We start from the raw sequence: 12233 nt of genomic DNA on the forward strand, positions 1-12233 counted from the left end.
CGTGTCCCCCATAAGACGGTGTATCTCTTTGTCTTGCGTTTTTCGCTTTTTTTTTTCCGCCCCCCCCCCCCCCCCCCCCCACCCCCAACCGCCCCCCCCCCCCCCCCCCCCCCCCCCCCCCTCTCCGTCGTTCAGGGGATCCCCGAGGGGGCCCGGGAGTCTCAGACGTTGAAGCCCAGGGCGCGCAGCTGCTCGCGGCCGTCGTCCGTGATCTTGTCGGGGCCCCACGGCGGCATCCAGACCCAGTTGATGCGCAGCTCGTTGACGAGGCCGTCCGTGGCGGACTTGGCCTGGTCCTCGATGACATCCGTCAGCGGGCAGGCCGCCGACGTCAGGGTCATGTCGAGCGTCGCGATGTTCGCGTCGTCGATGTGGATGCCGTAGATCAGACCGAGGTTGACGACATCGATACCCAGCTCGGGGTCGACGACGTCGTACAGCGCCTCGCGGATCTCTTCCTCCGAGGCCGGCTTCATCTCAACGGTCTCGCTCATGCCGTCTTCCTTTCGGCGTCGGCTCCGCCCAGGGCCTGGGCCGTCGCGTCCTTCCACGCCATCCAGCTGAGGAGGGCGCACTTGACCCGGGCCGGGTACTTGGAGACGCCGGCGAACGCGACCGCGTCCTCCAGCACCTCCTCCATCGTGTCGTCGGGCTCGATCCTGCCCTTGGACTGCATCAGCTCCAGGAAGGTCTCCTGGATCTTCCGCGCCTCGGCCAGGTCCTTGCCGACCAGGAGTTCGTTCAGCACGGACGCGCTCGCCTGGCTGATGGAGCAGCCCTGGCCCTCGTACGAGACGTCCTCGATCCTCGTGCCGTCGTACTTCACGCGCAGGGTGATCTCGTCACCGCAGGTGGGGTTGACGTGGTGCACCTCGGCGTCGCCATCCCGCAAGCCCCGCCCGTGGGGGTTCTTGTAGTGGTCCAGGATGACTTCCTGGTACATCGAGTCCAGCTTCATGCGATCGCTCGTCTCTCAGCCGAAGAAGTTCCGTACGTGCTCCAGGCCCTCGACCAGTGCGTCGATCTCGGACGGCGTGGAGTACAGATAGAACGACGCTCGCGTGGTCGCGGGAATTCCGTACCGCAGGCAGACGGGCCGCGCGCAGTGGTGGCCGACACGGACCGCGATGCCCTGCTCGTCGAGGACCTGACCCACGTCGTGCGGGTGGATGTCGCCGAGCGTGAAGGAGATCGCCGCGCCGCGGTCCTCGGCCGTGGCCGGACCGATGATGCGCAGGTCCGGGACCTCGCCGAGCTTCTTCACCGCGTACTCGGTGAGGGCGTGCTCATGGGCGAGGATCTTGTCCATGCCGATCGCGTCGAGGTAGTCGATCGCCGCGCCGAGGCCGACCGCCTGGGCGATCGGCGGGGTGCCCGCCTCGAACTTGTGGGGGGCGGGCGCGTAGGTCGAGGAGTGCATCGACACCGTCTCGATCATCTCGCCGCCGCCGAGGAACGGGGGCAGGTCCTCCAGGAGCTCCTGGCGGCCCCACAGGACGCCGATGCCGGTCGGGCCGCACATCTTGTGGCCGGTGAAGGCCACGAAGTCGGCCTGGAGGGCCTGGACGTCCAGCGGCATGTGCGGCGCGGCCTGCGAGGCGTCGATGCAGACCAGCGCGCCGACCTGCTGGGCGCGGCGGACTATCGCCTCGACCGGGTTGACCGTGCCGAGGATGTTCGACACCAGCACGAAGGAGACGATCTTCGTCTTCTCCGTGATGATCTCGTCGATGTTGGAGAGGTCGAGCCGGCCGTCGTCGGTGAGGCCGAACCACTTCAGCTTCGCGCCGGTGCGCTGCGAGAGCAGCTGCCACGGCACGATGTTGGAGTGGTGCTCCATCTCCGTGATGACGATCTCGGTCTCGGAGTCCACGCGGTAGGGCTCGTCGGCCCAGCCCAGCATGTTCGCGACCAGGTTCAGCGACTCCGAGGCGTTCTTGGTGAAGATCACCTCGTCGCGGCTGGGCGCGTTGATGAACGCAGCGACCTTGTCCCGCGCGCCCTCGTACAGCGCCGTGGCCTCCTCGGCGAGGACGTGCACGCCGCGGTGGACATTGGCGTTGTGCTGCTCGTAGTACTCGGAGAGCACGTCGAGGACCTGGCGCGGCGTCTGTGAGGTCGCCGCGTTGTCCAGGTACACGAGCTTCTTGCCGTCGTGGATCACCCGGTCGAGGATCGGGAAGTCCTTGCGGAGCGCCTCGGTGTCGAGGAGGCCCGGCAGCTGTGTCACGCGGATGCGCCACCCTTCACGTATGCCTCGTAGCCCTCGTTCTCCAGCTTGTCCGCGAGTTCGGCGCCGCCGGACTCGACGATGCGGCCGCCGGAGAAGACGTGGACGTGGTCGGGCTTGATGTAGCGCAGGATGCGCGTGTAGTGCGTGATCAGCAGGGTGCCGACCTCGCCGGTCTCGCGGACACGGTTGACGCCCTCGGAGACGATGCGAAGGGCGTCGACGTCCAGACCGGAGTCCGTCTCGTCGAGGATCGCGATCTTCGGCTTGAGCAGCTCCAGCTGGAGGATCTCGTGGCGCTTCTTCTCACCGCCGGAGAAGCCCTCGTTGACGTTGCGCTCGGCGAAGGAGGTGTCCATGTGGAGGCGCTCCATGGCCTCCTTGACCTCCTTGACCCAGGTGCGCAGCTTGGGGGCCTCGCCGCGGATGGCGGTGGCGGAGGTGCGCAGGAAGTTGGAGACCGAGACGCCGGGGACCTCCACCGGGTACTGCATCGCCAGGAACAGGCCCGCGCGGGCGCGCTCGTCGACGGACATCTCCAGGACGTCCTCGCCGTCGAGCAGCACGGTGCCGCCGGTGATCGTGTACTTCGGGTGACCCGCGAGGGAGTAGGCGAGGGTCGACTTGCCGGAGCCGTTGGGGCCCATGATGGCGTGCGTCTCGCCCTGCTTCACGGTCAGGTCGACGCCCTTGAGGATCTCCTTCGTGGCGTTGTCGGCCTCGACGGTGACGTGCAGGTCTCGGATTTCAAGCGTTGCCATGGGTGCCTCAGGACTCCTGGGTGAGGGAGACGAGCACATCGTCCCCTTCGATCTTTACGGGGTATACGGGGACGGGGCGCGTCGCGGGAAGGCCGGACGGCTTGCCGGTGCGGAGGTCGAAGCTGGAGCCGTGCAGCCAGCACTCGATCTGGCAGTCCTCCACCTCGCCCTCGGAGAGCGAGACGTTCGCGTGCGAGCAGATGTCGTGGATGGCGAACACCTCCCCCTCGGTCTGCACGACCGAGACCGGCGTGCCGTCGAGTTCCACCCGCTTCGGGGTGTCCTCCTCCAGCTCGCTCAGCCCACAGGCACGTACGAAGGCGGCCATCAGACCGTGGCCTCCAGCTCGGTCTCGATCCTGGCGAGCAGGCGCTCCTCGATGTCCGGGACACCGATCTGCTGGACCAGCTCGGCGAAGAAGCCGCGGACCACCAGTCGGCGGGCCTCGTCGGCCGGGATGCCTCGGGCCATCAGGTAGAAGAGCTGCTCGTCGTCGAAGCGGCCGGTGGCGGAGGCGTGGCCGGCGCCGACGATCTCGCCGGTCTCGATCTCCAGGTTCGGCACCGAGTCGACGCGCGCGCCGTCCGTGAGGACCAGGTTGCGGTTCATCTCGTAGGTGTCCGTGCCCTCGGCCTTGGCCTCGATCAGCACGTCACCGATCCACACGGCGTGCGCGTCATCGCCCTGGAGCGCGCCCTTGTAGACGACGTTGGACTTGCAGTGCGGGACGTTGTGGTCGACCAGCAGGCGGTGCTCCTGGTGCTGGCCGGCGTCGGTGAAGTACAGGCCGAACAGCTCGGCCTCGGCGCCGGTGCCCGCGTACTGCACGCGCGGGTGGAGGCGTACGAGGTCGCCGCCGAAGGTGACGACGACGGACTTGAAGGTGGCGTCGCGGCCGACGAGGGCGTTGTGCTGGGCCACGTGCACGGCCTTGTCGTCCCAGTCCTGGACGGAGACGACGGTCAGCTTGGCGCCGTCGCCCAGGACGTAGTCCACGTTGGCGGCGACCACGGCGTCACCGGTGTGGTCGATGACGACGACGGCCTCGGCGAAGGCGCCCAGTTCGATCACCTGGTGGGCGAAGGCGGTGCCGCCCTCGCCGTGCACGGCGATACGGATCGGCTCGGTGAGGACCGTCTCCTTGGGGACGGTGATCACGCCGGCCTGCTCGAACGCGGAGTACGCCTGGGCGGCGATCCGGTCCACCGGGGTGCCGGCCCGGCCGAGCCGCGGGTCGTCGCGGCCGACCAGCTCGACGGTGACGCCCTCAGGGGCCTCGACGGCGACCTTCACGCCTTCGCCGGTGGCGACGGCGGTGCCGTCGTGCAGACCGCGCAGGCGCTCCAGCGGGGTGAACCGCCACTCCTCCTCGCGGCCGTGCGGAACCGGGAAGTCCGCCACGTCGAAGGACGGGGGCGCGCTCATGCGCGTGGCGACGGTCGACTCGGCGGCGACCGCGATCGCGCCCGCGGTGGTCGACCCCGCGGGGATGTTCTGAGCCTCAGCCATGGCTGTCGTAATGCTCGCTTTCCGTTGCGTAAAGGGGCTTGATGGGGTGCGGTACTTAGCCGACCGCGCCTTCCATCTGCAGCTCGATCAGCCGGTTGAGCTCCAGCGCGTACTCCATCGGCAGCTCCTTCGCGATGGGCTCGACGAAGCCGCGGACGATCATGGCCATCGCCTCGAACTCGGTCATGCCCCGGCTCATCAGGTAGAAGAGCTGGTCGTCGCTGACCTTGGAGACGGTCGCCTCGTGGCCCATGGACACGTCGTCCTCGCGGACGTCCACGTAGGGGTAGGTGTCCGAGCGGGAGATGGTGTCGACGAGCAGCGCGTCGCACAGCACGTTGGACTTGGAGCCGTGGGCGCCCTCGCCGATCTCGACGAGACCGCGGTAGGACGTACGACCGCCACCGCGCGCCACGGACTTCGAGACGATGTTGGAGGAGGTGTTCGGCGCCATGTGGACCATCTTGGAGCCGGCGTCCTGGTGCTGGCCCTCGCCCGCGAAGGCGATGGAGAGGGTCTCGCCCTTGGCGTGCTCGCCCATCAGGTAGACGGCCGGGTACTTCATCGTCACCTTGGAACCGATGTTGCCGTCGATCCACTCCATGGTCGCGCCCTCGTACGCCACGGCGCGCTTGGTGACCAGGTTGTAGACGTTGTTCGACCAGTTCTGGATGGTCGTGTAGCGGCAGCGGGCGTTCTTCTTGACGATGATCTCGACGACCGCGGAGTGCAGCGAGTCCGACTTGTAGATCGGGGCCGTGCAGCCCTCGACGTAGTGCACGTAGGCACCCTCGTCGACGATGATCAGGGTCCGCTCGAACTGGCCCATGTTCTCCGTGTTGATACGGAAGTAGGCCTGGAGCGGGATCTCGACGTGCACGCCCTTCGGCACGTAGATGAAGGAGCCGCCGGACCACACGGCCGTGTTCAGCGACGCGAACTTGTTGTCGCCGACCGGGATGACCGTGCCGAAGTACTCCTTGAAGAGCTCCGGGTGCTCCTTCAGCGCGGTGTCGGTGTCGAGGAAGATGACGCCCTGCTCCTCCAGGTCCTCACGGATCTGGTGGTAGACGACCTCGGACTCGTACTGGGCGGCGACACCGGCGACGAGGCGCTGCTTCTCCGCCTCCGGGATGCCGAGCTTGTCGTACGTGTTCTTGATGTCCTCGGGCAGGTCCTCCCAGGACTCCGCCTGCTTCTCCGTGGAGCGCACGAAGTACTTGATGTTGTCGAAGTCGATGCCGGAGAGGTCGGAACCCCAGTTCGGCATGGGCTTCTTCTCGAAGAGGCGCAGGCCCTTGAGGCGAAGCTTGGTCATCCACTCCGGCTCGGACTTCTTCGCGGAGATGTCGCGGACGACGTCCTCGTTGATGCCGCGCTTGGCAGAGGCACCGGCAACGTCGGAGTCGGCCCAGCCATATTCGTAGTTGCCCAGACCCTCGAGCTCGGGGTGGGCAGTCTCCTCGATGGGGAGCGTCATGCGGGGTTCCTCCCGGCGGTGCTTGCAGATGTGTTGTGGGTGGCTGTGGAAACTTTGGGGATGAACGTCGTGCAGACACCGTCGCCGTGGGCGATGGTCGCCAGCCGCTGGACGTGGGTGCCGAGCAGCTGGGAGAAGATCTCGGTCTCCGCCTCGCAGAGCTGCGGGAACTTCTCGGCGACATGCGCCACGGGGCAGTGGTGCTGGCAGAGCTGCTCGCCGTGTTGCGGGAGGGGCGCGCTGCGCGCCGTTGCAGCGTACCCGTCGGCACTCAGGGCCCTGGCCAGGGCCTCGGTGCGCTCCTCGGGGGCCGCGGCCTCGATCGCCGCGCGGTACGCGGCGGCCTGTTCGGCGATCCGCGCGCGGGCGAAGGCGACGACCGCCTCGTCCCCGCCGAAGCGCTCCTGGATCCAGCGCAGGGCGTCCGCGGCGAGCGTGTCGTAGGACTGGTCGAAGGCGTCCCGGCCGCAGTCGGTGAGGGCGAAGACCTTGGCGGGGCGCCCGCGGGTCCGCGCTCCGTACACCCGCTGCTCACGGGCCTGTACGACGTCGTCGGCGACCAGTGCGTCGAGGTGGCGGCGGACGGCGGCGGGGGTGAGCCCCAGGCGCCCGGCCAGCTCGGTCACGGTCGACGGCCCGTGGTCCAGGATGGACCGCGCGACCCGGTTGCGCGTGGAGCGCTCCCCGGTCGCGAGCTCCTCCTGAGGCGCCCCCGTGGGGGTCACCCGAGCCTCGCCGACGTTTTTCACAACGCCATTGTTGCGTAATTCCTCAGAGGCAGGCAACCCACGTCCCGGCCGCCGGACGGTGCCCTGCGTCACTTAGGCATACCTAATCTGACCTGCGGAAACGATCACTGATCGATCAGAGAGGCGGGTAATCCACTGGCCTCCGAGGGGCCTTGCGGGGACACTGCGGAACCATGCCCACACCCCCTCCGACCGGCCCACTTGTCACCCGCGGGACCCTCGCAGCCGAGCTGCGGACCCTGGGTGTCGAACCGGGAGAAATACTCCTCGTCCACTCCTCCCTCCGTGCCCTCGGCTGGGTGTGCGGAGGCGCCGTCGCGGTCGTCCAGGGACTGCTCGACGCCCTCGGCCCGGACGGCACCCTCGTCGTCCCCACCCAGTCCGGCGACCTGTCCGACCCCGCGGTGTGGGGCAATCCGCCGGTGCCGCGGGAGTGGTGGGAGACGATCCGCGCCACCATGCCCGCCTACGACCCCCTGCTCACCCCGACCCGCGGGGTCGGGGTGATCCCGGAGACCGTGCGCACCTGGCCCGGCGCCCTGCGCAGCGCGCACCCCCAGACCTCGTTCGCGGCGCTCGGCCCGCACGCGGCGGAGATCCTCGACGGCCACGCCCCCGACTGCCGGCTGGGCGAGCGCAGCCCGCTGGCCCGGCTGGAGGAGCGGGGCGCGCGGGTGCTGCTGCTGGGCGCCGGATACGACACCTGCACCAGCTTCCACCTGGCCGAATACCGGATCGAGTCCCCGCTGACCGAGGTGGGCCGGCCCGCGCCCGGCGGCGGCTGGGAGGTGGTCACGGAGGTGTCGATCGTCTCCGACCGCTTCGACGAGCTGGGCCACGACTTCGAACGGGACCGTTACGTCGTACGGGGGACGGTGGGCGCCGCGGACGCGCGGCTGTTCCCGGTCGCGGACGCGGTGGCGTACGCGCAGCGGTGGCTGCCACTGCACCGGTCCCGGGCGGAGGAAATGTAGGGCGTGTCCCCTTCCGTGGCCGGTTCGCGCACCCGCCGGTGGGAACCCCCGTCCGCGAACCTAGACTCTTGAGCCATGCGAACTGAGCCTGTCGTCCGGGTCCAGGCCCTGGTGAAGCGGTACGGGACGAAGACTGCGGTGGACAACCTGGACCTGACGGCCCGGGCGGGCGTCACCGCCGTACTCGGTCCCAACGGCGCCGGGAAGACCACCACGATCGAGACCTGCGAGGGATACCGCAGGCCGGACTCCGGCACCGTGCGCGTCCTCGGCCTCGACCCCGTCCGGCAGGCCGCCGACCTGCGTCCCCGGATCGGCGTGATGCTCCAGTCCGGGGGCGTCTACTCCGGTGCGCGGGCCGACGAGATGCTGCGGCACGTGGCGAAGCTGCACGCGCACCCGCTGGACGTGGACGCCCTGATCGAGCGGCTCGGCCTCGGTTCCTGCGGCCGGACCACCTACCGGCGGCTGTCCGGCGGCCAGCAGCAGCGGCTCGCGCTGGCGATGGCCGTGGTCGGCCGGCCGGAGCTGGTGTTCCTGGACGAGCCGACGGCCGGCCTCGACCCGCAGGCCCGCCGCGCCACCTGGGACCTGGTCCGCGACCTGCGTTCGGACGGCGTCTCGGCCATCCTCACCACGCACCACATGGACGAGGCCGAGCAGCTCGCCGACGACGTGGCGATCATCGACGCGGGCCGGGTCATCGCGCAGGGCTCCCCGGAGGAGCTGTGCCGCGGCGGCGCCGAGAACACCCTGCGTTTCACCGGCCGCCCCGGCCTCGATGTGAACTCCCTGCTCAAGGCCCTGCCCGCGGACAGTTCCGCGGCCGAGCTGACGCCGGGCTCGTACCGGGTGGCCGGCAAGGTCGACCCGCAGCTGCTGGCGACGGTCACCTCGTGGTGCGCGCAGCACGGGGTGATGCCGGACCGCATCTCGGTGGAGCGGCACACCCTCGAAGACGTCTTTTTGGAGCTGACCGGCAAGGAGCTGCGCTCGTGACCGCCACTGGCACCTACACCCCCGCGCCGGGCGCGGCGCCCCTCCCCCGGATGATCGCGGCCCAGGCGGCGCTGGAGACGAAGATGCTCCTGCGCAACGGCGAGCAGCTGCTGCTCACCGTCGTGATCCCGACCCTGCTGCTGGTGCTGTTCAGCACCGTGGACATCGTCGACACCGGCGCGGGCGACGGGGTGGACTTCCTCGCCCCCGGCATCCTGGCGCTCGCGGTCATGTCCACGGCCTTCACGGGCCAGGCCATCGCGACCGGCTTCGAGCGCCGCTACGGCGTCCTGAAGCGGCTGGCGTCCTCCCCGCTCCCGCGCTGGGCGCTGATGACGGCGAAGACCGCGTCCGTGCTGGTCACGGAGGTGTTCCAGGTCATTCTGCTGACGGTGATCGCCTTCGCGCTGGGCTGGGAGCCGCACGGCAACCCGCTGGCGGTCCTGCTGCTGCTGGTCCTGGGCACCGCGGCGTTCTCGGGCCTCGGGCTGCTGATGGCCGGCACCCTGAAGGCGGAGGCGACCCTGGCCGCCGCCAACCTGGTCTTCCTGCTGCTGCTCGTGGGCGGCGGGGTCATCGTCCCGCTGGACAAGTTCCCGTCCGCCGCCCAGGACGTCCTCGGACTGCTGCCGATCTCGGCCCTCTCCGACGGCCTGCGGGACGTCCTCCAGCACGGGGCGGGGATGCCCTGGGGCGACCTGGGGATCCTCGCGGTGTGGGCCGTCGTGGGGCTCGCGGCGGCGGGGCGGTTCTTCCGCTGGGAGTAGCCGGCCGGGGCACCCGGGGACCCCTCGTGAAAGCGTGCACAAGCGGCCCCCTACGATGGACGGCGTGCCAAACGTGACCCGCGCCGACGCCCTGGCGGCCGTGCGCAACCCGCTCGCCTTCATCGCCTCCCGCTGGACCCCGGATCCCCGGACGGTCGAGCGCGCGGCCCTCAGCGCCCTCGTGATGTCGGTGCTCATCGTGGTCACCGGTGGTGCCGTGCGGCTCACGGGCTCCGGTCTCGGCTGCCCGACCTGGCCCAAGTGCACCGACGACTCGCTCACCGCGACCGGCGAAATGGGCCTGCACGGCGCCATCGAGTTCGGCAACCGCATGCTGACGTACGTGCTGTGCGCCGCCGTCGGCTGGGCGATCATCGCCGCGCGCTCCACCAAGCCGCACCGCCGGGATCTGACCCGGTTGGGCTGGGCGCAGTTCTGGATCGTGATGAGCAACGCGGTCCTCGGCGGGATCGTGGTCCTCGTCGGCCTCAACCCGTACACGGTCGCCGCGCACTTCGTGGCCACGTCGGCGCTGATCGCGGTGGCCACGGTGATGTGGCAGCGCACCCGGGAGGGCGACGGGGAGAGCCGTCCGCTGGTCGGCGGGGCCGTCCGGCAGCTGGTGTGGTTCCTGGTCGGGGCCTCGGTGCTGCTGATCCTGGTCGGCACCGTGGTGACCGGCGCGGGCCCGCACGCGGGCGACTCCAGCGAGGTCGAGCGGATGCCGATCGACTGGGAGACGGTCAGCAAGGCGCATGCCGTACTGGCCTGGATCGTGGTGTCGCTGACCTTCGCCCTGTGGTTCGTCCTCAAGGCGGTCGACTCCCCCAAGGGTCCCCTGGACCGCACCCGGGACCTGTTCCTGGTGCTGCTCGCCCAGGGCGTGATCGGCTACGTCCAGTACTTCACGAACCTCCCCGAGGTCCTGGTCGGTCTGCACATGTTCGGCTCGGCGCTCACCTGGATCGCGGTCCTGCGCGTGCTGCTGGCCCTGCGCGAACGCCCCGACGCGACGGTCGACCTGCCGGGCCCGGCGACCGAGGTGACGATCGGCTCCCGCGCCTGAGCCGGCCGTACGCCGGGCCGCGCCGCTCAGCCCAGTCCGTACACCCTCCGTGCGTTGCCCGACGCGATCAGGCCGGCCACGCGCTGCGCGTCCGTCAGGGACCAGGCGCCCTCGGCGACCCAGCCGCCCAGGACCCGGCCGAGGGCCTCGCGGAACAGCCGGGCCCCGACCACATGGAGTTCGGGCAGGCGCTGGCCCCCGCTGGAGAAGAGGATCTTGCCGAAGGGCGCCAGTTCCAGGGTCTCCGCGAGGATGGTCGCGGCCCGGGCGCCGGTGCGCACGAGCGCGGCCCCGGAGTCGGCGTACACGTGCGGGAAGACCCCGGCGAGGTGGGCGGCGTGACGGTGGTAGGGGTAGGCGTGCAGCAGCACGAGGTCCGTGCCCAGGCCGGCCGTGGCCCGCACGAAGTCCGTCAGCAGCACGGGATCGGTGCGGTCGATGCGCAGGCCGGTCTCCCCGAGCCCCGCGTGCAGCTGGAGCGGCAGGCCCGAGGCGACGGCGATCCACAGCAGGTGCCGTAGCAGCACCGGGTCGCTCAGCTCGCCGCCGACCCGGCGTTCGGCCAGCCAGCGGCCCGCCGCGCCGCGCACCTCCCCCGGCCCCGGCGGTTCGGGCGCGAGCGCCAGACCGTGCCGGACCCCCGCGACGGAGGTGAAGGCGACGGCGTTCGCGGCGGCCCCGTGGACCGACTCGGCGAGGTTGGCGAGGAAGGACTCGACGGTGCCGGAGGTGTCGGCGACCTGTTCGGCGAGGAGTTCCAGGCGGACGATCTCGCGGGCCTCGGCGCCGCCGGCGCAGGCCAGTTCGCCGGGTCCGGTGAGGTCGCCGGGCAGCCCGGTGTCGACGAGGTAGGTCGTGATGCCGCTGCCGCGCAGCAGCCGGCGGCCCGATTCCAGTACGCCGAGTTCACGACGGCGCGCGAGATAGCGGGCGGGCGCACAGTGCGGTTCCAGGCCGAGCAGCGGTGGGCACCAACGGCGTACGGCGAACCCGGTCTGTGTGTCGAACAAGGTCGTGCCCGGGGCGGGCGGGCCCTCGGTCCGGGCCAGCTGGGCCTCGAAGGTGCCGAGGCCCAGCTCCGTTCTCAGGACGCCGTGGCAGTACTGGTCCACCAGGGACGGCGTTTCGATCATCGGGACTCCCGTGAGGCGGACCGCGTACTCCTGAAGGTCCTAACGGGTGAACCCGGTGTCAGGTGTTGCTCAGGTGTTCTTCGGACCGCCGACCTGGATCCCGGCCATCCGGGTCCACTCGTACGGGCCCGTCGTCACCTTCGCCGCGAACTCGCCGTCGAAGGACTCGTGGACCGTGATCCCTGCCTTCTCCACGGCCTTCTCGGCGATCGCGACCGAGGGGGCCACGAGGTCGCCCCAGCCGCCGTCCTCGCCGACGAGCACGATCCGGGCGCCGCGTTCCCCGATGTACGCGACCTGGCCCTCGGCCCCGCCGTGCTGCCGGGAGAAGGCGCTGATCTGCTTGGCGAGCCGGGCGACATTGCGCCCGTCCTTCGCGTCAACCTGCTGCGTGTCTGCCATGGCCAGGATGCTACCGACGGGTAGATCGAACGGCGACGGCCGGGGGGGGGGGGGGTGGGCCCCACCCCCCCCCCCCGGGCCGGAGGGGAAGGGGTGCCGCCGGGGGAAAAAGGGCCACCTAGGGAGGGGGGTCCCTTAGGAGGGGGGGCCCCTTCAACGTCAC

14 protein-coding genes are annotated in these 12233 nt (G+C 70.2%); 4 read left to right on the forward strand and 10 right to left on the reverse strand.

Annotated elements, in window-relative coordinates; genetic code table 11:
* Window positions 1–161: 161 nt before the first annotated feature.
* From ACZ6D7_RS03900 to ACZ6D7_RS03935, 8 genes are read right to left on the reverse strand one after another with little or no spacing between them, the layout of a single operon-like run.
* Entirely contained in the window at window positions 162–494 is a 333-nt protein-coding gene (locus tag ACZ6D7_RS03900) for a metal-sulfur cluster assembly factor (RefSeq protein ID WP_275771019.1), read from the reverse strand.
* Window positions 491–958: a Fe-S cluster assembly sulfur transfer protein SufU gene (gene sufU, locus ACZ6D7_RS03905; protein ID WP_469483123.1), complete on the reverse strand. Its 468-nt coding sequence runs from the start codon at window positions 956–958 to the stop codon at window positions 491–493. Before sufU ends, ACZ6D7_RS03900 begins: the two co-directional genes overlap by 4 nt.
* Before the next feature lie 15 nt (window positions 959–973).
* A complete protein-coding gene (locus ACZ6D7_RS03910; RefSeq protein WP_469483125.1) occupies window positions 974–2230 on the reverse strand; it encodes a cysteine desulfurase in 1257 nt (418 codons plus the stop codon).
* Window positions 2227–2991: a Fe-S cluster assembly ATPase SufC gene (gene sufC / locus ACZ6D7_RS03915; RefSeq protein ID WP_469483127.1), complete on the reverse strand. Its 765-nt coding sequence runs from the start codon at window positions 2989–2991 to the stop codon at window positions 2227–2229. The genes ACZ6D7_RS03910 and sufC overlap by 4 nt, the downstream gene beginning before the upstream one ends.
* 7 nt (window positions 2992–2998) lie before the next feature.
* Complete coding sequence (locus ACZ6D7_RS03920; RefSeq protein WP_307162653.1) at window positions 2999–3319, reverse strand: non-heme iron oxygenase ferredoxin subunit; 321 nt, start codon at window positions 3317–3319, stop codon at window positions 2999–3001.
* Window positions 3319–4500 carry a Fe-S cluster assembly protein SufD gene (gene sufD / locus ACZ6D7_RS03925; RefSeq protein ID WP_469483130.1) on the reverse strand — a complete coding sequence of 394 codons (1182 nt, stop codon included), beginning with the start codon at window positions 4498–4500 and terminating at the stop codon, window positions 3319–3321. Before sufD ends, ACZ6D7_RS03920 begins: the two co-directional genes overlap by 1 nt.
* Before the next feature lie 55 nt (window positions 4501–4555).
* Entirely contained in the window at window positions 4556–5980 is a 1425-nt protein-coding gene (sufB, locus tag ACZ6D7_RS03930; RefSeq protein ID WP_469483132.1) for a Fe-S cluster assembly protein SufB, read from the reverse strand.
* Complete coding sequence (locus tag ACZ6D7_RS03935) at window positions 5977–6729, reverse strand: helix-turn-helix transcriptional regulator (protein WP_469483134.1); 753 nt, start codon at window positions 6727–6729, stop codon at window positions 5977–5979. The genes sufB and ACZ6D7_RS03935 overlap by 4 nt, the downstream gene beginning before the upstream one ends.
* Before the next feature lie 173 nt (window positions 6730–6902).
* On the opposite strand from ACZ6D7_RS03935, the gene ACZ6D7_RS03940 reads away from it, so the two are divergent.
* The 4 genes from ACZ6D7_RS03940 to ACZ6D7_RS03955 all read left to right on the forward strand — a co-directional run bounded on the left by ACZ6D7_RS03940 (window position 6903) and on the right by ACZ6D7_RS03955 (window position 10535).
* A complete protein-coding gene (locus tag ACZ6D7_RS03940; RefSeq protein WP_469483136.1) occupies window positions 6903–7703 on the forward strand; it encodes an AAC(3) family N-acetyltransferase in 801 nt (266 codons plus the stop codon).
* A gap of 75 nt (window positions 7704–7778) precedes the next feature.
* A complete protein-coding gene (locus tag ACZ6D7_RS03945) occupies window positions 7779–8702 on the forward strand; it encodes an ABC transporter ATP-binding protein (protein ID WP_469483139.1) in 924 nt (307 codons plus the stop codon).
* Between the two features lie 50 nt (window positions 8703–8752).
* Window positions 8753–9469 carry an ABC transporter permease gene (locus tag ACZ6D7_RS03950; protein ID WP_469484512.1) on the forward strand — a complete coding sequence of 239 codons (717 nt, stop codon included), beginning with the start codon at window positions 8753–8755 and terminating at the stop codon, window positions 9467–9469.
* 55 nt (window positions 9470–9524) lie between these two features.
* The gene (locus ACZ6D7_RS03955; protein ID WP_469483141.1) at window positions 9525–10535 is read left to right on the forward strand and encodes a COX15/CtaA family protein; all 1011 of its coding nucleotides are present in this window, start codon (window positions 9525–9527) and stop codon (window positions 10533–10535) included.
* Between the two features lie 26 nt (window positions 10536–10561).
* Here the strand turns inward: ACZ6D7_RS03955 and ACZ6D7_RS03960 are convergent, their stop codons facing one another.
* Window positions 10562–11668 carry an amidohydrolase family protein gene (locus ACZ6D7_RS03960; protein ID WP_469483143.1) on the reverse strand — a complete coding sequence of 369 codons (1107 nt, stop codon included), beginning with the start codon at window positions 11666–11668 and terminating at the stop codon, window positions 10562–10564.
* Window positions 11669–11737: 69 nt separating this feature from the next.
* Window positions 11738–12070 (reverse strand): hypothetical protein, encoded by a 333-nt coding sequence (locus ACZ6D7_RS03965; protein ID WP_469483145.1) that lies wholly within the window; start codon window positions 12068–12070, stop codon window positions 11738–11740.
* Window positions 12071–12233: the final 163 nt, after the last annotated feature.

The sequence above is a fragment of the Streptomyces sp. NPDC041784 genome, assembly GCF_055591025.1.